This window comes from Longimicrobium sp., from assembly GCA_036387335.1.
In the GTDB taxonomy this organism is placed as follows: domain Bacteria; phylum Gemmatimonadota; class Gemmatimonadetes; order Longimicrobiales; family Longimicrobiaceae; genus Longimicrobium.
In genome coordinates this window covers 1-19,940 of record DASVTZ010000248.1, presented here as the reverse complement: position 1 = coordinate 19,940, position 19,940 = coordinate 1, and the positions used below count along the sequence as shown (strand labels likewise).

Sequence of the window (19,940 nt, the reverse complement as noted above, 5' to 3'; positions counted from 1 at the left end):
CGTTAGTGCGTTAGTGCGTTAGTGCGTTGGTGCGCTGGATAACGAACGGTCCCCGCCATTTATGTCAAAACGCATTCTAGCGCGGCGTGCCCTCAGCCACGTGCGCGCAGTCGCGCATGGCTGAGGATTTACTATGCGGAGCGAGGAGTTGTTCCATTGCGCCGCCCTCGTGCCACGCGGGCTAGATCCTTCAGTCGCCGCCCATCTTTGGTGTCCGAGCAGAGGACGGTGATGCGGCTCCTTCAGGATGACAAAATGGGCGACGAGGCGTCCTGTAGAAAACGCACTCACGCACTAACGCACTCACGCACTTTTCCTCACCTGTAGCCCGCGGCCTGGAGCGCGAACAGCTCCGCATACCGCCCCCCGCCCGCCACCAGGGTGTCGTGCGTGCCTTCCTCCAGCACCTGGCCGTGCTCCAGTACCAGGATGCGGTCGGCCATGCGGACGGTGGAGAAGCGGTGGGAGATGAGGATGGCCATCTTGCCCTCCGTGAGCTCCGCGAACCGCTCGAAGACGACGAACTCGGCGCGCGCGTCGAGGGCGGCGGTGGGCTCGTCGAGGATCAGGAGCTGGGCATCGCGCATGTAGGCGCGGCCGAGGGCCACTTTCTGCCATTGCCCGCCGCTCAGGTCCACCCCGCCCTCGAAGCGGCGGCCCAGCATGGTGCGGTAGCGCTCGGGAAGCGCCTCGATCACCTCCGCCGCCAGCGAGCGGTGCGCCGCGTCCTCGATGGCGCCGCGCGATCCCTCCGGGTCCGCCTCCAGCAGCGCGATGCGGCCCACGGCGATGTTCTCCTCCGCGGCCATGTCGTAACGCACGAAGTCCTGAAAGATGACACCCACGTTGGCGTGCAGCTCCGCCGGATCGTAGTCGCGCAGCGGAACGCCGTCCAGCAGGATCTCGCCGCGCGTGGGATCGTACAGGCGGGTGATCAGCTTGGTGAGCGTCGTCTTTCCCGCGCCGTTCTCCCCCACCAGCGCGAGCCTCTCGCCCGGCGCCACGCGGAACGAGATGCCGCGCAGCACCCAGGCGGACTCGTCGTCCTCGGCGGTGGCTCGTGCGCCCTCCTCCGACGCTTCGGGGTACCTGAACCAGACGTCGCGGAACTCGAAACCGTCACGGATCGGGCGCGGAAAGGGCGCCGGCTGGACGGGGGCCGCGATGCTCGGGCGCATCCTCAGGAAGACGAAGAGGTCCTCCAAAAAGAGCGCCTGCTCGTACAGCTCCGAGGTGGAGAGGAGCATCCCCTGGATCAGCGTGCGGGAGTGCGAAAAGGTCCCGCCCAGCAGCGTCAGGTCACCGATGGTGAGGCGGCCCAGCACCACGCGGTAGATGATGGTGCCGTACGCCGCATAGTATCCCAACGTGGAGACCAGCGACAGCGCCATCCCCACCACCCCACGCCGGATCGCCAGCGCGCGGTTGGCGAGGTAGAAGTCGTCCGCCAGCGCGCGGTACTGGTCGATCAGGTAGCGCGACAGGCCGAAGAGCTTCACCTCCTTGGCCGTCTTGTCCGACGCGGCGATCAGCCGGTAGTAGTCCAGCTTGCGCCGCTCCGGCGTCCACGAATAGAGGAGCGAGTAGCCCAGCGCCGCGAAGTGCGTCTCGCCCAGGAACGACGGGAGCACCGCCGCCACCAGCAGCACGAAGAGCAGCGGCGAGAACGCCAGCAGCGTTCCTATCAGAGTGACCAGCGTCAGCGTATTCTGCGCCAGCCCCAGGAGCTGGCTCAGCAGGGCGATGCGGCCCACGGTGTGGCGGCGGGCGCGCTCCAGGCGGTCGTAAAAGGTGGGATCCTCGAAGTGCTGCAGGTCCAGCAGGGCGGCGTGCTCCATCAGCCGCACGCTCATGCGGTTGGAGAAGAGGTCGCCCAGGAGCGATTCGAGGAGCGCCCCGGCGCGCGCCAGCAGCTCGCCCAGCGTCACCACGCCGAGCTCCATCGCCACCAGCGTGGCCACGGCCCGCCACTCCGGCCTCCCGGACTCAGCGGAGCGCACCACGGTGTCGATGATCAGCTTGCCGATCCAGAGGCTGGCGAGCGGGATGAAGGCGCGCAGCAGCCGCAGCAGCACGATGGCGGCCGTGTAGCCGCGGTGCGTCTCCCACACCATGCGCAGAAAGGGCGGGAGGTTGCGCATGGCGCGCCGCCGGTCTGCCCAGCTCGGTGGGGCCCCGCCGCGTCCGCGCCGCGTGCCGTTCAGTGTGCGTGGTGGTGCCATGCAGGGAAGTGTAACGACGGCGGCAACGGCGGGGAACGGGTCGCGCCGCGGCGGACGGCGCGCGGGATGGCACGGGCAGCCACGTGGGGCGGCCCCTACGCGCATCGTGTGCGTCAGGCGGGATCGGGGCAGGGGCGAGGGTGGGCAGACACGCAGGTCTGCCCCTACCGGCGTCGGTGTGCGAGAGAGAGGGTCGGGGCGCAGGCGGGCACGGGCGCGATGAATCGCGCCCCTACGGGATCGGTGTGAGGCGGAGGGTAGTTCTCCCCCTCACCCGCCCTGCGCCCCCGCAGGCGGGGGAGGGGGCCGGGGGGAGGGGGCCCGGAGGGGGCGCCCCACACGGCTGTCGGGCGGTTCCCTACAGACGAGGGCGCGGGGGGGCGCTACATTCACGCTGCCGAAACAGGATTTCGGTTCCGTGGGGCTGTGTGCGCGGGGGGAAATGGCGGGCCTAGCGGCTCGCATGCCCCCCGGCTATAATGCCGTTTTCCGGCGCGGGCGCGCCGCGAATACGCCCGCCGGGGAAGGTGCCCGCGCCCCGGGGGCGAACGCCGTATCCGACCACCGAGACTCCACCGTCCATGAAGTCACGAGCGAAAAGCTCCGGGTACTCCCCCTGGAAGCCGGCCTTCGGGCTCGCGCTCCTCACCCTGCTGGCCGGGTGCGGGGAAGACCACCTGAAGACGTACCCGCAGACGACCTTCGCCCCCGCCAGCGACTTCGCGCGGGAGCTGGACTGGCTGTTCAAGTACACCCTGGTGCTGGGCGTGCTCGTCGGCCTCTTCGTGTTCGCGCTGCTGGGGTACATCGTGTGGCGCTTCCGCTACCAGCCCGGCCACCCCGAGCCCGAGCAGGTGCACGGAAACGCCCGCCTGGAGCTGCTCTGGACCTTCATCCCCGCCCTCATCCTGGCGGCGATCGCGGTGCCCACGGTGCGCAGCATCTTCAACACGCAGCGCGAGGCCCCGGCCAACGCGCTCATCGTGCAGGTGCGCGGGTACCAGTGGTGGTGGGAGTTCCGCTACGCGGTCAACGGCGGGCGCGACACGGTGGTGACCGCCAACGAGATCCACGTCCCCGTCGGCACCCCCGTGCAGCTCCGCATGACCACGGCCGACGTGCTCCACGCCTTCTGGGTGCCGCAGATGGGCGGCAAGCGCGACCTGATCCCCAACAAGGTGAACACCATCATGTTCACCCCCGAAGAGCCGGGGGTGTACCTGGGGCAGTGCGCCGAGTTCTGCGGCGACTCTCACGCGCTCATGAAGATGCGGCTGGTGGCGCACGACCGCGGCGGCTTCCAGCAGTGGCTGCAGAACGAGTCGCAGCCCGCCCCCGCCCCGCGGGACTCGGCGGTGATGCTCGGCAAGCAGCTGGTGACCAAGGGCGCGTGCGCCGGGTGCCACACCCTGCGCTACGGCGCGGCGCGGGACTCGTCCACCATGGGGCGCACCGGCCCGAACCTGACGCACTTCGGCCGCCGCCGCTACCTGGCCGCCGGAATCCTGGAGAACAACGCGGAGAACCTCAGCAAGTGGCTCAGGGATCCGCCCGCGGTAAAGCCGGGCTCCAAGATGCCGAACCTCAACCTCAAGGACGAGGAAATCCGGTACATCGTGGCGTACCTGCAGACGCTGCAGTGAGACGGGCGCCCGCCGCACGCGCGGCGGGGCCGCGAATCCAGTGATCCACGGCGCCACGCGCGGCGCCGCAACCTGATGGAGTAGGAATGGCATCGACCGCGACCGTGGCTGCGCCGCACGCCCACGCAGCCGCACCCCACACCGAAACGGGGGTGTGGAGCTGGATCACCACCGTCGACCACAAGCGGATCGGGATCCTGTACTTCTTCTCCTCGATCTTCTACTTCCTGGTCGGGGGGATCGAGGCGCTGTTCATCCGCACGCAGCTCATCGTGCCGGAGAACAGCTTCATCAGCGCGGATCTGTACAACCAGATGTTCACGCAGCACGCGCTGACGATGATCTTCCTGGCGCTGATGCCGCTGACCGCGGCCTTCTTCAACTACATCGTGCCCCTGCAGATCGGCGCGCGCGACGTGGCGTTCCCGCGGCTCAACGCGCTGTCGTACTGGGTGTACTTCTTCGGCGGGCTGATGCTGCTCTTCGCGGCCGTCACGCAGATGGCGCCCAACGTGGGGTGGTTCGCCTACGCGCCCATCACGGAGCGGCAGTACAACCCGGGCCCCAACGTCGACTTCTACGTGCTGGGCCTGCAGATCGTCGGCCTTTCGTCGATCCTGGCGGGGATCAACTTCATCGTCACCATCCTGAACATGCGGGCCCCGGGGATGCGCCTGATGCGCATGCCCATCTTCACCTGGATGGTGCTGATCACGCAGGTGCTGATCGTGACGGCCATGGCGGTGTTCACCATCGCCATCACGCAGCTGATGTTCGACCGGATGTTCGGCACGACGTTCTTCAACCCGGCCAAGGGCGGCGATCCGCTCGTGTGGCAGCACCTTTTCTGGATGTTCGGCCACCCGGAGGTGTACATCCTGATCATCCCCATCTTCGGGATGATCAGCGAGGTGATCCCCACGTTCAGCCGCAAGCCGCTCTTCGGCTACAACGTGATGGTGTTCGCCTCGGTGCTCATCGGCTGGCTGGGGTGGGGCGTGTGGAGCCACCACATGTTCGCCGTGGGTCTGGGGCCGATCGCCGACGCCTTCTTCGCCCTCTCCACCATGCTGATCGCCATCCCCACGGGGATCAAGATCTTCAACTGGATCGGGACGATGTGGGGAGGCTCCATCCGCTTCACCACCTCCATGCTCTTCGCGGTGGCGTTCATCGCCATGTTCACGCTGGGCGGGATCTCGGGGGTGATGCACTCGGTGGCGCCGTCGGACCTGCAGCAGACGGACACGTACTTCGTGGTGGCGCACATCCACTACGTGTTCTTCGGCGGCACGGTGCTGGGGCTGTTCTCGGGGGTCTACTACTGGTTCCCCAAGATCTTCGGCCGGCTGATGGACGAGAAGCTCGGGAAGATCCACTTCCTGGGGACGCTGGTGGGGATGAACCTGGCGTTCTTCCCGATGCACTTCCTGGGGATGTACGGGCAGCCGCGCCGTACCTTCACCTACCCGGGCGACCTCGGGTGGAACCTGATGAACTTCATGTCCACCATGGGCGCCTACCTGCTGGCGCTGGCCACCGCGGTGTTCGTGTGGAACATCCTCCGCTCCACGCGCAGGGGCGCGGTCGCGGGGGACAACCCGTGGGGCGCCGCGACGCTGGAGTGGTCGATCCCGTCGCCGCCGCCGGTCTACAACTTCCGCGACATCCCCCTGGTGCACTCGCGCATGCCGCTGTGGGAGGCGGACGCCAGCAAGGAGCCGGGGATTCCGCACGGCAAGGTGGCCGAGGACGTGAACTCCATCACCGTGGGCGGCACGCAGGTGGGGGAGATCGAGTATCCGGACGCCGAGAGCAAGATGAGCGCGCACGACCTGGGGATCCACCTTCCGCCGCCGTCGCACTGGCCGATCATCCTGGCCTTCGGCATCCTGATGACCTTCGGGTCGCTGATCTTCCGCAACCTGGAAGGGACGCTGCACAACCTGTGGTTCCTGTCGGTGGCGGGCGTGCTGCTGGTCGCGGTTTCCATCTTCAAGTGGGCCTTCGAGCCCGGGCACTGAGCCTGACGACCCCGAGCCTCGGGACGGAGAGATACGCTACGTGAGCATCGTGAACGCGGCCGACCACGCCGCGAACCCCGCGCACCTGGACACCAGCACCGGGCTGGACAACCGGAAGATGGCGTTCTGGACCTTCATCGGTTCGGAGTGCCTCCTCTTCGGGTCGCTGATCGCCACCTACCTGGCGTACAAGGGGCGGAGCCTGGTAGGCCCGCTCCCCCACGCCGGCCGCACGATCACGGGGCAGGAGGCGCACGGGATCCTGGACATCCCGCTGACGTCGCTGAGCACCTTCGTGCTGCTGATGAGCTCGCTGGCGATGGTGCTGGCGCTGGCCGCGGTGCAGCGGGCCGACCGCAAGGGCGCCATGCTGTGGCTCTTCCTGACGGCGGGGCTGGGGCTCGTCTTCCTGGGCTTCCAGGCGTACGAGTTCACCACCTTCGTCCACGAGGGGCTGACGCTGCAGACCAACCAGTTCGGGTCCACCTTCTTCCTGCTGACGGGGTTCCACGGGGCCCACGTCTTCGTGGGGGTGATCTACCTGAGCACGCTGGGGATTCTGGCGATCAAGAACCAGCTCGGCCCGGAGCGCTCCATGAGCGTGGAGATCGCGGGCCTGTACTGGCACTTCGTGGACGTGATCTGGATCGTGATCTTTGCCCTCGTTTACCTGATCAAGTGAACCGAAGATGAGCAGCGAGCAGCGCGAGATCGCGCACGACCAGCACACGCATCCGGGGCCGAAGCAGTACGCCATGATCGGGGTGATCCTCACCGTCATGACGGTGTTCGAGATCCTGGCGTACTACGCGGAGGAACGGTGGGGCATTCTGAACGCCGGCTCCGCCGCGGCGGTGATCGCCATCCTCTCGGCCGCCAAGTTCATCACGGTGGTGATGTACTACATGCACCTGAAGTTCGACAGCAAGATCTTCACGGGGATCTTCATCTTCCCCGCGGCGCTCGCGATTCTGGTGATCGGCGCGATGTACATCGTGCAGCAGGTGCTGCCGAGGGCGGGGGCGGCGCTGGGAAGTTAGGGATGGGGAATGGGGAATGGGGAATCGACGTTGATGATTCCTGGTCCCTGGTCTCTTGCAGGGCAGAGCGGGGCGGGGGAGTGAGCCCTGCCCCGCTCCGGCTTTTCAGGCGGGAACCCAAACAGGCAGTGCTCCGGATGATGATGACGCTCGCGCTCCTGCACCAGGAGTCGTTTTCCTGGCAGGAGTGGAAGGTATATCCGCAGTTCATGGTGGGGTGGCTCCTGCTGGGGGCGGCCTACTTCCTCCTGATCGGGCCGCTGCGGAGCCGCTTTCCGGGGTCGGAGCCGGTGCCGGCGAAGAAGGTGGCCTCGTTCTCGATCGCGATGGCGGCGATGTTCCTGTCGCTGCAGGGGCCGCTGCACGAGCTGAGCGACTATTTCCTGTTCAGCGCGCACATGGTGCAGCACCTGGTGCTGATTCTGGTGATGCCCCCGTTTCTGCTGTACGGCATTCCGGACTGGATGCTGCGCCCGGCGGTGCGGCTGCGGCCGGTGGCCTTCGTGGCGCGGATGCTCACCTTTCCCATCGTGGCGTTCGCGCTCAACAACACCATCTTTTTGGCGTGGCACTTTCCGGGTCCGTACGACCTGATGATGCGCAACCACGGCGTGCACGTCGCCATGCACCTCACCATCATGGTGACGGGCACCATCATGTGGTGGCCGGTGATGAGCCCCATGAAGGAGCTTCCGCGCATCGCTCCGGCGCTGCAGATGGTCTACCTCTTCGTGCTCGGCATTCCGATGATGGTGTCGGCGGCGCTGATCACCTTTTCGGAGACGGAGCTGTACCGCTGGTACGTGGAGGCGCCGCGCCTCTTCCCCATCTCGCCGCTGGACGACCAGCGGCTGGGCGGGGTGATCATGTGGGTTCCCGGCGGTCTGATGCTATGGGTCGCCATCACCGTCGTCTACTTCCGCTGGACCGTCCCCGAAGTCACCGCGGACGAGACGCAGTCGCGGAAGCTGGCCCGCTCCGGCCTGGTCATCAAGCCGCCCGCGTTCCCGCAGGGGTAGGAGAGGGCCCCCTCCCCCGCTCGTTCCTCGCGGCCCCTCCCCCAAACCGCGGGGGAGGGGCGAAAGGGCGCTCACCCCACCAAGCACCTCTCCTGCTGTTCTTTCTCTGTGTCTCCGTGTCTCTGTGTGAGCCCTGTTGTTGCGGTTCTCTCTGCGCCTCCGCGTCTCCGCGTGAGACTGCAGTTAGGATGTCAGGCGTACGACGAATGGCGCCCCCGACGCTCATGCATCGGGGGCGCTCCTGTTCTGGGGACCTTCGCCGTCAGCTCGCGGGCGGCGGGGGAGCGGTGCCGGTGGTGCCGGGGACGGGCGTGTTGCGCGGGATGCTGGCGCACGCCACCGGCTGCGTGCCGCCGTACACCACCAGCGCGTGCTCGCCGTTCATCACCTGCGTGGTGGGGAGGGCGAGCGTGAACGTCTGCCCCGCCACCGTGGCGCCGCCCACCTGCACCTGCCCGACCTCCGCGACCTGCGCGCCGAGTTGGCTGCACGGGCCCTGATTCACCGAAACCCGGAAGCCGCCCGACCCGCCCGTGGGCGCGTTCACCGAGAGGTTGACCGTGGTGCCGTTGCCGGCGGGCATCATGCTGAAGTTGCCCGTGACCCCCGAGTTGTTGAGCGCCGTCAGCGCGCCCGCCTGCGACATTCCGTTCACCGGATCGCGCACGTTGCGCGGCGCGCCGGGGTTCTGGTCGTGCTGGTCCGCCTCGGACGCCTCGTGCGACTGACGCTCGTCCTGCGCCTCGCCCACCTTGTGCTCCTGCGTGGCCGGCTCGCCGTCCTCCACCGCCCGCCCGCCGCGGGAGCAGGCCCCCGCCGAAGCCGCCAGCGCCAGCACCGCCGCCACCTGGATCGTCCTTCTCATCGGTATCCCCCTTTCCCGTGCGTCACGTGTGGGCGCCGCGACGGGGCAAGAGGCATTCCAGCCACGGGTCACCCCTTCGCCACCGCCGCCCGCGCCGCCTCGAGCTGTTCCGGGCGCCCGATGTCCAGCCAGAGGCGGCCGTCCACGCGAAAGGGGAGGACGCGCTCGCCGACGCCCGCCAGGCGCAGGTACGGGTCGAGCACCGAGAAGGCGCCCCGCTCCGTCAGCAGCCCGAAGATGCGCGGCGAGATCACGTGCACCCCCGCGAACGGCACCGCCCTCGCCTCGCCCACGGCCGGGCGCACGCGGATGTCCAGCTTCTTCGTGTGGTCCACACGGCCCAGCAGCCCCGCGTCGTCGAAGAGGAAGCCGCGCGTGCTGGGGCGCTCCATCACCGCCAGCGTGGCGAGCGGGTCGCCGGCCTCCACGTGCGCCGCGTACATCTCGGCCAGCGGGAGGTCGGTGAGGATGTCCGCGTTGTGGACGAAAAAGGGCGCGTCCTTGCGGAAGAGGTCGGTCGCGGCCACGAGCGCGCCGCCCGTCTCCAGCGGCTCGCCCTCTTCGTGCGAGATGACCGTCTCCACGCCGAAGCCGCCACGCTCCTCCACGTAGCGCGCGATCTGCTCGCCCAGGTGGTGCGTGTTGACGATCAGCCGGTCCGCGCCCGCCTCGATCAGCCGGCGGGCGACGCGCTCCAGCATGGGGACGCCGCCCACGTCGATCAGCGCCTTGGGGGTGTGGTCGGTCAGCGGCCGGAGGCGCGTACCCAGCCCGGCCGCCAGGATCAGGGCGTCCACGCTCAGACCACCGCGAGGTGGGCCCGGGAGGCTGCTTCGGCGGCGGCGCGGCGCGCGGGCCACTTCCCCTCTTCGCGGTGGCTGAGCACCACGTTCACCGAGGGGTAGTACGTGCGCAGGTGGGCCGCCAGCTTCTCCGCGAAGTAGACGGAGCGGTGCTGCCCCCCCGTGCACCCGAAGTACACGCTGAGCGACTGGAATCCGCGGGTGAGGTACACCCCCACCTGCCGCTCCACCAGGTCGCGCACGTTCTCCCAGAACTCCGCCGTCTCGGGGAGCGTGTCCAGGAACTCGCTGACGGGCTCGTCGCACCCGCAGAGCGGCGCATACTCCGGATAGCGCCCGGGGTTGTGAACCGCGCGGCAGTCGAAGACGAAGCCGCCACCGTGCCCGCCGCTGTCGTCCGGATAGCCGCCCTTGTACGAGAAGCTCCCCACGTACAGCGTGAGCCCGGGCAACGGCTTGGGCTGCGACTTCCGCAGCGCCGCGTTGTTGCAGATCCGCTCGAAGACGGAGCGCAGCTCGGGGAGCTCCAGCGCCACGAAGCCGGTCTCCAGCAGCCGCTCGATGTTGCGGATGGCGCCCGGCACGCTCTGCAGGAAGCGCGGCTTGCGCTCAAAGAAGCCGCGGTAGCCGTACGCCCCCATCGCCTGCATGATGCGCACGAGCACGTACCCGCGGAAGTGCTGGCGGAAGCGCTCGCGGTCCACCCTTGAAAGGTGCTCGTGCAGCGCGTCCAGGTAGTGCTCCAGCAGCTCCTCGCGCAGCGCCTCCGGGATCCCCGCCTTGGGGTCGTACAGCAGCGACGCGACGTCGTACTGCAGCGCGCCGCGGCGGCCGCCCTGGTAGTCGATGAACCAGGGCTCGCCGTCGCGCAGCATCACGTTGCGGCTCTGGAAGTCGCGGTACAGGAAGTGGCGCGTGTCCGCCGCCAGCAGGAACGTCGTCAGCCGGCGGAAGTCTTTTTCGAGGCGCGCCTCGTTGAAGTCGACGTGCGCCAGCTTCAGGAAGTGGTACTTGAAGTAGTTCAGGTCCCACAGGATCGACTGGCGGTCGAACGCGGCGCGCGGGTACGCGACCGAGTAGTCGATCACCTTGCCTCCCTCCACCTGGAAGCGGGGGAGGGTCTCCAGGATCCGCTTGTAGATGGGGATCATGGCGGCGGGGAAGTCGGCCCCTGGGTCCTCAGCGCGCGCCTCGACGATGGCGTCGAAGAGCGTCGTCTCGCCCAGGTCCTCTTCCAGGTACAGCCCCGCCTCCTCGTCCACCGCGTAGATTTCGGGCACGGGAAGGTCGATGGAGCGGAAGGCGCGCGAGTACGAGAGGAAGGCGCGGTTCTCGTCGCGGTCGGGGCCCACCACGCCCACCGCCGTCTCCATCCCGTCGCCGATCAAGCGGTACATGGCGCGGCTGGAGCCATCGCCCTCGATCTGGAGGATGGAGGCCGGCGGCTTGCCGAACCGCTCCTCGAACAAACGAATAAAAATCTGCTCCACGGGGCCCGTCTTCCTGGGTATGCCTGAATGCCTTCGCTGCCAACAGGATAAGCGTGCAACCCCGGTGCCGCTACGGTGAGCCCGCAACGACTTCCTTGCCTTCGCCCAGGTGTGCCATTATTTTGGCACCAGAGCGATCCACCTCCCCCGCACGCCTCGACGATGGCCTCCGACACCTCCCCCGACTCCGAGCTGAGCCGCCGCGAGCGCCAGATCATGGACGTCGTCTTCCGCCTGGGGCGGGCGAGCGCGTCCGAGATCCACGAGCGCCTTCCGGACCCGCCCAGCGCCACAGCCGTGCGCACCATGCTGCGCATTCTGGAGGACAAGGGGCACCTGAAGCACGAAAAGGATGGCCCGCGCCACATCTACCTTCCCACCGTGCCGCGCGACTCGGCGCAGCGCTCGGCTGCGGCGCACCTGCTGCGTACCTTCTTCGGCGGCTCGCCCCGCGCCGCCGTCGCGACGCTCCTGGACCTCTCCGAGCGCCCGCTGACGCCGAAAGAGCGCGACGAGCTGGTCGAGATGATCCGCCGCGAGCGCGAGGAGGGGCGGTGAACGGGTGGATGGCGCTGGACCCGGTGTGGAGTCCGGAGTGGGCCTGGCTCCGCTACGCCACCTCCCTCCGCGCCACCCTCCTGCTGCTGATCCTGGCCGCGGCGGCCCTCCTCCTCCGCCGCGCACCCGCCTCCGTACGGGCGCAGCTCTGGGCCGCGGCCCTCGTCGCCCTGCTCCCGCTGCCGGAGCTGCGCATGCTCCCGCTGCACTGGAGCGCCCACGTGGTCCCCTCCGTCCTCGCCGAGCCGATGGTGGCGATCGGCTCCACGATGGTGGCGCAGAGCTGGCCCGGCGCGCTCGCCCTGCCCTGGACGACGATGCTGGGGATAGCCTGGATGGCGGGCGCCGCGCTCGTGCTGGGGCGCCTCGCCTGGGGATGGACGGCCGTCGCGCTCCTCTCCCGCCGTGCCCATCCGGTGGAGGATGCGGGCTGGCTCGCGCTGCTCGCCGAGTGCTCGGCCGCGCTGGGAGTGCGGCGCCGCGTGCGCCTGCTGCGCGCGGCGGGGATCGGCACGCCGCTCACGTGGGGCACGCTGCGCCCCGCTGTCGTCCTGCCCGCCGACGCGGACGAGTGGCCGGATGCGCATCGCCGCGCCGTGCTCCTGCACGAGCTTGCCCACGTGCGGCGGCTGGACTGCCTCCTCCAACTCTTCGCGCACCTGACGTGCGCGCTCTGGTGGTTCCATCCGGGCGCGTGGTGGGCCGCGCACCGCCTGTCCACCGAGCGGGAGCGGGCCTGTGACGAGCGCGTCCTTCGCGCCGGCGTCCGCCCCTCCGATTACGCCGAGTGCCTCCTGCGCATCGCGGACGGCGCCCGCGGCTTCGGCGCCGTCGGACCGGCGATCGTGGCCGCAGGCTTCCTCCGCCGCGGCCAGCTCCGCCTGAGGCTGCGCGCGATCCTGACCCCGTCCCCGCGCCCCGCGCCGTCCCCCGCGATCTCCTTCGCGACCGCCGCTGCGTGCATCGTGCTGGTCCTCGTCGTCGGCTCCATGCGCCTGAGCCCGCGCCCGGACGTGCTCTGGACCGCCCTCGCGTCGCCCGACTGGACGCGCCGCGCCTTCGCCGCCGAGAGCATCGCCCGCTTCGGCGACCCCGCCTCGGTGGCGGCGCTGCACGCCACCCTGCGCACCGAGCCCAACCCCGCCGTCCCCGCGATGGCCCGCTTCGGCGCCCGCCTCCGCCCTGGCACACGGGCGGGCATGGTCATCCGCTTCGGCTGGCCCGGCGGCTGAACCACGTTATCTGAACGCCACGCCAGACGACGGCGCGTCGCCGGCCACGGGCGCGATAAATCGCGCCCCACAGATGTCCGTACCGCGCCCGCAGTTAAGCCCCCTCTCCAGATAACGGCGAGGGCGCAGCCCTCTCCCGTTATCGGGAGAGGGGGCAGTCGAGTGTAACGAGACGGGGGTGAGGGCCCTCCCCGCGCAGCAAAGAGCCAAAAATTTGGCACACCACCACCACCACAAACCCGGAGCACCCGCATGCCCCTCCACACCAAGCGCCGCCATCTCCTCCTCACCGCCCTCCTGCTCGCCCCCACCCCCGCCGCCCTCACCGCGCAAGCCCCGCAAGGCCCGCTGTGGAGCTCCTACTCGCGCGCCGCCGAGGTACTGCGCCTGGGCGCGGAGGCGCACGGCGGCGCGGCTGCGATCCGCGGGCTCACGGCGGCCTCGTTCCGCTGGGAGGGCGAGGACTACGCGCCCACGCAGGGCCGCGTGCCCGCCGCGTCGTGGGACACGGCCGGGAACGCGCGCGCGGTGGTGAGCGACGTGCGGGTCGACCTCGCGGGCGGCCGCTTCGCGTGGGACCGCGAGTTCAGCTTCGGCGGCGGCTACCTGAACGCGTTCCGGTGGGCAGGAAGCGGCCGCGAGTTCCTGAGCTACAACCATCGCCCGGAGCGCGGAATGGGCGGCACCACCTTCCAGCGCGACACCACGGGGACACAGCAGCGGCGGGCACTATCGTCGCTTGGCGCAAACATGCCGGTCCTTTTGATCCGCCAGGCCCTCGATCGCTCCAACACGCTGCGACATCTCGGCCGCACCGGGCAGGAGGAGGCGATCTCGTACACGACCGCCGAGGGAGACCCGGTCACCCTCTACTTCGACACCGCCACCCACCTCCTCATCCGCCGCGAGGAGATGGGCAACGGCTCGCTGGGCGACGAGGTGGATGCGGTGCACTTCGCGGGCTACGAGCAGGTCGCGGGCTTCGCGGTGCCGCGCCGGCTGGAGCTGCGCTGGAACGGGCTGCTCACGGGACGGCAGCGCCTGGTCTCGTTCGCCCCGGCCGCCGAGCTCCCGGACAGCCTCTTCCGCGTCCCGGCGGGCTACGCGTTCCCGGCGCCCGGTGGCGCGCCCGCGATGACGCGCGTGGCGGAGGGCGTGTACTTCGTGGAGCGGATCGGCGGTGGCTACCGTTCGCTGGTGGTGGACACGGACGAGGGACTGGTGGTGGTGGACGCGCCACTCAACCCCGAAGCCACCGGCGCCGCGATCGCGCTGATCGAGCACACGTTCCCCGGCCGTCCGATCCGCTACGTGGTCATCACGCACCACCACGGCGACCACATCGGCGGCATCCCGGCGTACGCGGCGCGAGGTGCCACGATCCTGGTTGCGCCGGGGAGCGAGGCGTATATCCGGCGGATGATCTCCGTCACCCGCACCCTCGGCCGCATCGGCCAGCCGCGGCGCGCGCCGGCCCCGGAAGCGGTGTTCGAGACGCTGTCCGGACGCCGCACCATCGGCCGGGGAGCGCGCGCGGTGGAGGTACTTAACGTGGGCCCCACCTCGCACGCGGCCGCGATGCTGGCCGTGTACGTCCCCGCGCAGAAGCTCCTCTTCCAGGGCGACCTGCTGCGCATCAACGAGCAAGGCGGCCCCGTCGTCTCGCCCGACGCCAACCGCGACCTCGAATCCCTCATCCGCCGGTTCCGCCTGGACGTGCGCACCATCGGCGCCGTGCACGGCCTCAACGGCACGATGGACGACCTCCGCGAGGCGATCCGCAGGGGCGCAAGCGCGCACTAGGCGACCTCAATCCAGAACCGAAGCGCCCCGCGTCCAGGCTGGACGCGGGGCGCTTTGCACTCCTTTGACTCTCCTGCACTTAGTGAGCAGCGTGAGCAATACGCTTCAAAGCCTCTCCAGCCTGCTCCAGCGCGCACACCGCCTGCTCTCGGCTTACCGTGGGAAAGGAGCGCAGGAAGGCATCCAGACTGTCCCCGCCCGAGAGGTAGTCGAACAGGTTCTGAACCGGCACCCGGGTGCCGACGAACACGGGTACGCCACCGAGGATCTCGGGGTCACAATGAACCGCGGCGCTGATACTCGCCATGATCACTCTTCGTCGGCCTTATCGAGCGGCTGCATGGCGGAATGCCGGATGTAGAGAACGCGCACCGTCTTTCCTTCGACGTGGAAGACGATGCGGTACGATCCCACCGACAGATGGCGCAGCTCGAGCCCGAACAGATCCTTCTCGGGAGCGGAAGCACAGCGGTGAGGCATCTCGCGGAGGGACAGCACCGCGCGCCGCATCCGCGCTCCCCACTCGGACACGTATTCTGGCGCGTGCTTCTCCAGGTATCGTTTCGCCTCCCGAAGCTCCTCCTCCGCCACAGAAGACACGTCCACCCGGTATCTCACGCCGACTTGCGTGCCGGCGCCTGACCCAGAAGGTCATCGAACACGTCCTCCGCGGGGCGCGCATCACCGCGCTCGAAGGCGCGCAATCCCCGCTGGATTCCAATGATCGTCTCGGCCTGCTCCACCAGATCGAGGAGCGCCTGGTACGCGGAGGCGTCCTGTACGATGAGCTCCGCTTTTCCGTTTACGGTAAGCACGGTTGGTTTCCCGGTTTGCTTGAGCCGCTCGATGTGTTCGCGAGTCTTCCGCTGAAAATCACTGAGAGAATAGATGTCGTTCAGGTCGATCATGGTGGCGCTCCATTAAGCAGGAAATTCGCAGTTGATTTCATGATAGTGCTGACGGGCACTCCTGTCCAGCGGGATGGGTGGTCCGGGCCCGCGCTTTGCCGCGTCGCAAGACTCCATCGATCTCCCTGAAACGTTCCGGCCCATGCCCAACCGCCTCGCCGACGAGACCAGCCCGTACTTGCTGCAGCACAAGGACAACCCGGTGGACTGGTACCCCTGGGGCCCCGAGGCGCTGGAGCGCGCGCGGGCCGAGGACCGGCCGATCCTGCTCTCGGTGGGCTACTCGGCGTGCCATTGGTGCCACGTGATGGAGCACGAGTCGTTCGAAGATCCCCAAACGGCCGCGCTGATGAACGAGCACTTCGTCAACATCAAGGTGGACCGCGAGGAGCGGCCGGACATCGACAGCATCTACATGGCGGCGGTGCAGGGGATGACGGGGCACGGCGGGTGGCCGATGACGGTGTTCCTGACGCCCGACGGCGCGCCCTTCTACGGCGGCACCTACTACCCGCCCGAGCCGCGCCACGGAATGCCCTCGTTCACGCAGGTGCTGACCGCGCTGGCCGATGCGTGGAGCACGCGCCGCGGCGAGGTGGACCGCAGCGCCGCCGAGATCCGCCAGTCGCTGCAGCACACGGTGCCAAAGGGAGCGGCGAGCGCGCTCAGCGGGTCGGTGCTGGACCGCGCGGCGCATCACCTGGCCACGAGGTTCGACGCGCGCTGGGGCGGCTTCGGCGGCGCGCCCAAGTTTCCGCAGCCGATGACCATCGAGGTGCTCCTCCGCCACTGGAAGCGCACCGGGGGACCGGAGGCGCTGCAGATGGCCGCACATACGCTGCGGCGCATGCACGCGGGCGGGATGTACGACCACATCGGAGGCGGTTTCGCGCGGTACAGCGTGGACGCGCAGTGGCTCGTTCCGCATTTTGAGAAGATGCTGTACGACAACGCCCTCCTGGCGCAGGCGTACGTCCACGCCTTCCAGGCCACCGGCGATCCCGAGTTCCGCCAGGTGGTTGAGGAAACGCTCGGTTTCGTGCTCCGCGAGATGACGGGGCCGGAAGGCGGCTTCTACTCGGCGTTCGACGCGGACAGCGAGGGCGAGGAGGGGAAGTTCTACGTGTGGACGCGGGAAGAGATCGACGCGGTCGTGGGGCCGGAGGACGGCGCGCTCGTGCGGAGCTACTTCGGCGTGACGGAGGCGGGCAACTTCGAGGGGCACAACATCCTCCAAACCCCGCGCGACCCGGTGGAGGTGGCGGCGGATGCCGGCATCAGCGTGCATGAGTTGATGGAGGCGATCGAGCGGGCGCGGCCGAAGCTGTACGCGGCGCGGGCCGGGCGCGTGTGGCCGGGTCGCGACGACAAGGTGCTGACCTCGTGGAACGCCATGATGCTCCACGCCTTCTCCGATGCGGCGCGCGTCCTCGGCCGCGCCGACTACCGCCATGCGGCCGAGCGCAACGCGGACTTCCTCCTGCGCGCGCTGCGTCCAGAGGGCGTGCTGCTGCGCACCTACAAGGACGGACGCGCCAGGATCGGCGCCTTCCTGGAAGACTACGCCCTCCTCGCTGACGCGCTGGTGTCGCTCTACGAGACCACCTTCGACCCGCGCTGGCTGCGTGAGGCGCGCGCGCTCGGCCAGGGGATGCTGGAGCGCTTTTGGGAGGACGAGCAGGGGATCTTCTTCGACACCGCGCGCGACGCCGAGGCGCTGGTGGTGCGCCCCCGCAACCTGTACGACAGCGCCACCCCCTCCGGCAACTCCGCCGCGACGCTCGCCCTCCTGCGCCTGGCCGAGCTGACGGGAGAGGAGCGCTTCCGCAACGTGGCGGAGCGGGTCCTGGCGAGCTTCGCGGACCAGTTGGCGCGCTTCCCGGGCGCGTTCAGCCACCTGGTGACCGCGCTGGACCGCTACCTGGCCGTTCCGCAGGAGGTGGCGATCGTCGGTCGCCCCGGTGCCGAGGACACGGAAGCGCTCCTCGCCGTCGTGCGCCGCGCCTACCTTCCCAACACCGCCGTCGCGCTGCGCCGCCCCGAGGAGGGCGAGGAGGTGGCGGAGCTGATCCCGCTCCTGCGGGGCCGCACGGCGCTGGACGGAAAGGCGACGGCGTACGTCTGCGAGCGCTTCGCCTGCCAGCGGCCGGTGACGACGCCGGAGGACCTGGCCTGGCAGCTCGGGGTGGACGCGTAGCCCGATCCTTGCGGCCCGGGGCGTGGCGGCGGATCTTTGCCGCCGAAGTCTCCCGAACCCCAACGAACCATGCGACGCCTGCTCGCTCCCCTGATCCTCGTCCCCGCGCTCCTGGCCTGCTCGATGAACGCACCCGGCGATTCCGGAACCGGCAGCGGCACCCCCGCCACCGGACAGGCGCCCGCGCAGTCGCCCGCGGCGAATGGACCGGTGACCGTCGAGTTCAAGCAGCGCGAGCCCGGCGGCGAACCCGACGGCGCCACCGGCGGCACGGGGACGGTCGCCGTGCGCGGCACCATCTCCACCCCCAATCCGTGCTACGCGCTCAGCGGCACCGCGACGCGCGAGGGGAGCACGCTGACCCTCACCGTCAGCGCGCGCTCCACCGCGGAGATGTGCGTCCAGAGTATCGGCACGCTGGCCTTCGACGCCACGCTGCGCGGCGTGCCGGCGGGGAGCTACACCCTGCGCGTGGTGCACACGTACGGCGGCACCGGCTGGGAGACGAAGACCGCGATGACGCAGCAGGTCCAGGTCCGCTGACCCACCCGAATCCGTGAGCCGAGAAGACGCAATGACCAACCCGCGCGTGATGCTCCAGACGATGATCACCCTCGCCTCGGCCTCGCTGGGCCTGGTCGCGGCGCTGGCCTGGAACGAGGCGATCAAGGCCACGATCAAACAGGTGTTCGGCACCTCCGAGAGCCTCGCCGGCCTGTACACCTACGCGATCCTCGCCACCGTCCTCGCGGTCGTGGTCCTGACGCTGCTCGCACGGGCATCCGCGCGTGTGGGCGGCGACGTTGCGTTCCATCGCGAAGCGGAGGGATGAGCGCCGTCCACTTCACCCTCCCGCCGCGCAGCGAGCAACTCGCGGGGGGAAGCGAGATGCACATCGTCAAAACGTCGGTCGTGGGCGTGGCGTCGCTGGACGACAAGGCGTTGCGCCTCCAGTTCCGCACCATCGAGGAGTTCCAGCGGCTTCGCGGCGGGCGCCACGAGCAGGGCACCGACGAGTCCGGCGTGCGCGAGCTGCTGGTTCCGCTCCGCGCGCTGCGTTCGGTGCGGGTGGCGGGTCCCTGGTGGCGTCCGCGCCTGGAGATCGCCGCCGCCGACCTGCGCGCCCTCGAAGGCTTCCCCCGCGCCGCCACCGGCGAGGTCTCACTCCGCATCCGCCGCCGCGACCGCACCGATGCCCGGGAGCTCGCATCCGACGTCGAATACGCCCTCGCCAGCCGCCTGCTGTCCCCACCGGAGCTGGGATAAGTACCGAAAGCACCCGTTCTGCACATCCCGACTGGAAGGCCCGCGACGTGCACCGCCAGATCGCGTGTCCAGCTCGACTCCGCCGATCATCAACGCCGGGAGAGGTCTCGTGGTCCGCACCCAGCTTTATCTCACGCCCGAGGAACAGGGTGCCCTCCAGGCGCTCTCTCGCCGAACCGGGCGGTCCCGGAGCGAGCTGATCCGCGAGGCGATCGACGCGATGCTCGCCCAGCCCGAGCCGGAGCGCTGTTTTCAGATGCAGCAGGCCCGCGGCCTCTGGAGCGACCGCGAGGACCTCCCCGACTTCGTCGCCTTCCATAGCGAAACGTGAACCTTCGTGCGGCTACGGCGCCTTCACGCGTTCCTGAGTGGCAGCCTCGCAAGGGCTGACGAGAATCCGATCATCCCACTCCGGAGCACGATTTTGATCCGCAGACACTGTTTCCGCTCTCTACTCGCCGCCGGGCTGGCCGCGCTCGCCGGGTGCGCGCAGGGGATGCCGCCGGCGCAGTCGGGGCCGATGCTGGACGCGCTCTTTGCGCCTCCGACAGCCGCCGAGATCGCGGCGGTGGAGGCGGATTGGGCCGGGCGCGACACCGGGGCGCACGGCTACCGCGTGGAATCCACGAAGCGTGAAGGGCGCACCGGGCGGACGATGGTGGTGTCGCACACCGTAGGTGGGATCCGCCACTACGGCGCGGTGAGGGTGCCGAACGGGGCGGAGGGGCGGCGCCTGCCAGTGCTCGTCATCAGCCACGGCGGCGAGAGGGGCGCGACGGCGTACTACTTCTTCCACTCCGGACCCGTGGCGCGCGGATGGGTGCAGGTCATCCCCTCGTTCCGCTCGGAGCCGATCCGCCTCACGCCCTA

At 69.3% G+C, this 19,940-nt stretch carries 21 protein-coding genes; 14 read left to right on the top strand and 7 right to left on the bottom strand.

Features of this window, described 5'->3' with window-relative positions; genetic code table 11:
• Positions 1 to 317 precede the first annotated feature (317 nt).
• Positions 318 to 2,141, bottom strand: a complete 1,824-nt coding sequence (locus VF647_25265; GenBank protein HEX8455414.1) for an ABC transporter ATP-binding protein — start codon at positions 2,139 to 2,141, stop codon at positions 318 to 320.
• 662 nt (positions 2,142 to 2,803) lie between these two features.
• Here VF647_25265 and coxB point away from each other — a divergent pair.
• From coxB to VF647_25240, 5 genes are all read left to right on the top strand, one after another.
• Positions 2,804 to 3,865 carry a cytochrome c oxidase subunit II gene (gene coxB, locus VF647_25260; GenBank protein ID HEX8455413.1) on the top strand — a complete coding sequence of 354 codons (1,062 nt, stop codon included), beginning with the start codon at positions 2,804 to 2,806 and terminating at the stop codon, positions 3,863 to 3,865.
• An 86-nt stretch (positions 3,866 to 3,951) separates the two neighbouring features.
• Complete coding sequence (gene ctaD / locus VF647_25255) at positions 3,952 to 5,889, top strand: cytochrome c oxidase subunit I (protein HEX8455412.1); 1,938 nt, start codon at positions 3,952 to 3,954, stop codon at positions 5,887 to 5,889.
• Positions 5,890 to 5,929: 40 nt separating this feature from the next.
• Complete coding sequence (locus VF647_25250) at positions 5,930 to 6,571, top strand: cytochrome c oxidase subunit 3 (GenBank protein HEX8455411.1); 642 nt, start codon at positions 5,930 to 5,932, stop codon at positions 6,569 to 6,571.
• Between the two features lie 7 nt (positions 6,572 to 6,578).
• A complete protein-coding gene (locus VF647_25245; protein HEX8455410.1) occupies positions 6,579 to 6,929 on the top strand; it encodes a cytochrome C oxidase subunit IV family protein in 351 nt (116 codons plus the stop codon).
• Positions 6,930 to 7,066: 137 nt separating this feature from the next.
• Positions 7,067 to 7,948, top strand: coding sequence for a cytochrome c oxidase assembly protein (locus VF647_25240; GenBank protein ID HEX8455409.1), 882 nt, complete (start codon positions 7,067 to 7,069; stop codon positions 7,946 to 7,948).
• A gap of 262 nt (positions 7,949 to 8,210) precedes the next feature.
• On the opposite strand, the gene VF647_25235 is transcribed toward VF647_25240, so the two are convergent.
• The 3 genes from VF647_25235 to VF647_25225 form a co-directional block, all read right to left on the bottom strand.
• Complete coding sequence (locus VF647_25235) at positions 8,211 to 8,813, bottom strand: hypothetical protein (protein ID HEX8455408.1); 603 nt, start codon at positions 8,811 to 8,813, stop codon at positions 8,211 to 8,213.
• A 68-nt stretch (positions 8,814 to 8,881) separates the two neighbouring features.
• Positions 8,882 to 9,610 carry a nucleotidyltransferase family protein gene (locus VF647_25230; GenBank protein ID HEX8455407.1) on the bottom strand — a complete coding sequence of 243 codons (729 nt, stop codon included), beginning with the start codon at positions 9,608 to 9,610 and terminating at the stop codon, positions 8,882 to 8,884.
• A 2-nt stretch (positions 9,611 to 9,612) separates the two neighbouring features.
• A complete protein-coding gene (locus VF647_25225; GenBank protein ID HEX8455406.1) occupies positions 9,613 to 11,106 on the bottom strand; it encodes an RNase adapter RapZ in 1,494 nt (497 codons plus the stop codon).
• A gap of 162 nt (positions 11,107 to 11,268) precedes the next feature.
• On the opposite strand from VF647_25225, the gene VF647_25220 reads away from it, so the two are divergent.
• From VF647_25220 to VF647_25210, 3 genes are all read left to right on the top strand, one after another.
• Entirely contained in the window at positions 11,269 to 11,664 is a 396-nt protein-coding gene (locus VF647_25220; GenBank protein ID HEX8455405.1) for a BlaI/MecI/CopY family transcriptional regulator, read from the top strand.
• A complete protein-coding gene (locus VF647_25215; GenBank protein ID HEX8455404.1) occupies positions 11,661 to 12,896 on the top strand; it encodes a M56 family metallopeptidase in 1,236 nt (411 codons plus the stop codon). The genes VF647_25220 and VF647_25215 overlap by 4 nt, the downstream gene beginning before the upstream one ends.
• Positions 12,897 to 13,148: 252 nt before the next feature.
• Positions 13,149 to 14,699 carry an MBL fold metallo-hydrolase gene (locus tag VF647_25210; protein HEX8455403.1) on the top strand — a complete coding sequence of 517 codons (1,551 nt, stop codon included), beginning with the start codon at positions 13,149 to 13,151 and terminating at the stop codon, positions 14,697 to 14,699.
• 79 nt (positions 14,700 to 14,778) lie between these two features.
• Here the strand turns inward: VF647_25210 and VF647_25205 are convergent, their stop codons facing one another.
• Genes VF647_25205 through VF647_25195 form a run of 3 tightly spaced genes read right to left on the bottom strand, consistent with a single transcriptional unit; the run spans position 14,779 to position 15,607 of the window.
• Complete coding sequence (locus VF647_25205) at positions 14,779 to 15,006, bottom strand: DUF433 domain-containing protein (protein HEX8455402.1); 228 nt, start codon at positions 15,004 to 15,006, stop codon at positions 14,779 to 14,781.
• Positions 15,007 to 15,008: 2 nt separating this feature from the next.
• Positions 15,009 to 15,305: a type II toxin-antitoxin system RelE/ParE family toxin gene (locus VF647_25200; protein ID HEX8455401.1), complete on the bottom strand. Its 297-nt coding sequence runs from the start codon at positions 15,303 to 15,305 to the stop codon at positions 15,009 to 15,011.
• An 8-nt stretch (positions 15,306 to 15,313) separates the two neighbouring features.
• Positions 15,314 to 15,607, bottom strand: a complete 294-nt coding sequence (locus VF647_25195; protein HEX8455400.1) for a type II toxin-antitoxin system Phd/YefM family antitoxin — start codon at positions 15,605 to 15,607, stop codon at positions 15,314 to 15,316.
• A gap of 142 nt (positions 15,608 to 15,749) precedes the next feature.
• On the opposite strand from VF647_25195, the gene VF647_25190 reads away from it, so the two are divergent.
• From VF647_25190 to VF647_25165, 6 genes are all read left to right on the top strand, one after another.
• Complete coding sequence (locus tag VF647_25190) at positions 15,750 to 17,804, top strand: thioredoxin domain-containing protein (protein HEX8455399.1); 2,055 nt, start codon at positions 15,750 to 15,752, stop codon at positions 17,802 to 17,804.
• 69 nt (positions 17,805 to 17,873) lie between these two features.
• On the top strand, positions 17,874 to 18,347 hold the full coding sequence (locus VF647_25185) for a hypothetical protein (protein HEX8455398.1): 474 nt from the start codon (positions 17,874 to 17,876) through the stop codon (positions 18,345 to 18,347).
• A gap of 31 nt (positions 18,348 to 18,378) precedes the next feature.
• Positions 18,379 to 18,636 (top strand): DUF5654 family protein, encoded by a 258-nt coding sequence (locus VF647_25180; GenBank protein HEX8455397.1) that lies wholly within the window; start codon positions 18,379 to 18,381, stop codon positions 18,634 to 18,636.
• Positions 18,633 to 19,070, top strand: a complete 438-nt coding sequence (locus VF647_25175) for a hypothetical protein (protein HEX8455396.1) — start codon at positions 18,633 to 18,635, stop codon at positions 19,068 to 19,070. Before VF647_25180 ends, VF647_25175 begins: the two co-directional genes overlap by 4 nt.
• A 64-nt stretch (positions 19,071 to 19,134) precedes the next feature.
• The gene (locus VF647_25170) at positions 19,135 to 19,401 is read left to right on the top strand and encodes a CopG family transcriptional regulator (GenBank protein ID HEX8455395.1); all 267 of its coding nucleotides are present in this window, start codon (positions 19,135 to 19,137) and stop codon (positions 19,399 to 19,401) included.
• Positions 19,402 to 19,494: 93 nt separating this feature from the next.
• On the top strand, positions 19,495 to 19,940 hold a 446-nt coding region (locus VF647_25165), incomplete at its 3' end, for a hypothetical protein (protein ID HEX8455394.1).

What these genes read in the sequence shown, in the direction of transcription:
- VF647_25265 (HEX8455414.1), bottom strand. Translation starts at nt 2,141, where the DNA reads ATGCGCAACCTCCCGCCCTTTCTGCGCATGGTGTGGGAGACGCACCGC.
- coxB (HEX8455413.1), top strand. Translation starts at nt 2,804, where the DNA reads ATGAAGTCACGAGCGAAAAGCTCCGGGTACTCCCCCTGGAAGCCGGCC.
- ctaD (HEX8455412.1), top strand. Translation starts at nt 3,952, where the DNA reads ATGGCATCGACCGCGACCGTGGCTGCGCCGCACGCCCACGCAGCCGCA.
- VF647_25245 (HEX8455410.1), top strand. Translation starts at nt 6,579, where the DNA reads ATGAGCAGCGAGCAGCGCGAGATCGCGCACGACCAGCACACGCATCCG.
- VF647_25240 (HEX8455409.1), top strand. Translation starts at nt 7,067, where the DNA reads ATGATGATGACGCTCGCGCTCCTGCACCAGGAGTCGTTTTCCTGGCAG.
- VF647_25235 (HEX8455408.1), bottom strand. Translation starts at nt 8,813, where the DNA reads ATGAGAAGGACGATCCAGGTGGCGGCGGTGCTGGCGCTGGCGGCTTCG.
- VF647_25220 (HEX8455405.1), top strand. Translation starts at nt 11,269, where the DNA reads ATGGCCTCCGACACCTCCCCCGACTCCGAGCTGAGCCGCCGCGAGCGC.
- VF647_25210 (HEX8455403.1), top strand. Translation starts at nt 13,149, where the DNA reads ATGCCCCTCCACACCAAGCGCCGCCATCTCCTCCTCACCGCCCTCCTG.
- VF647_25205 (HEX8455402.1), bottom strand. Translation starts at nt 15,006, where the DNA reads ATGGCGAGTATCAGCGCCGCGGTTCATTGTGACCCCGAGATCCTCGGT.
- VF647_25195 (HEX8455400.1), bottom strand. Translation starts at nt 15,607, where the DNA reads ATGATCGACCTGAACGACATCTATTCTCTCAGTGATTTTCAGCGGAAG.
- VF647_25190 (HEX8455399.1), top strand. Translation starts at nt 15,750, where the DNA reads ATGCCCAACCGCCTCGCCGACGAGACCAGCCCGTACTTGCTGCAGCAC.
- VF647_25185 (HEX8455398.1), top strand. Translation starts at nt 17,874, where the DNA reads ATGCGACGCCTGCTCGCTCCCCTGATCCTCGTCCCCGCGCTCCTGGCC.
- VF647_25180 (HEX8455397.1), top strand. Translation starts at nt 18,379, where the DNA reads ATGACCAACCCGCGCGTGATGCTCCAGACGATGATCACCCTCGCCTCG.
- VF647_25175 (HEX8455396.1), top strand. Translation starts at nt 18,633, where the DNA reads ATGAGCGCCGTCCACTTCACCCTCCCGCCGCGCAGCGAGCAACTCGCG.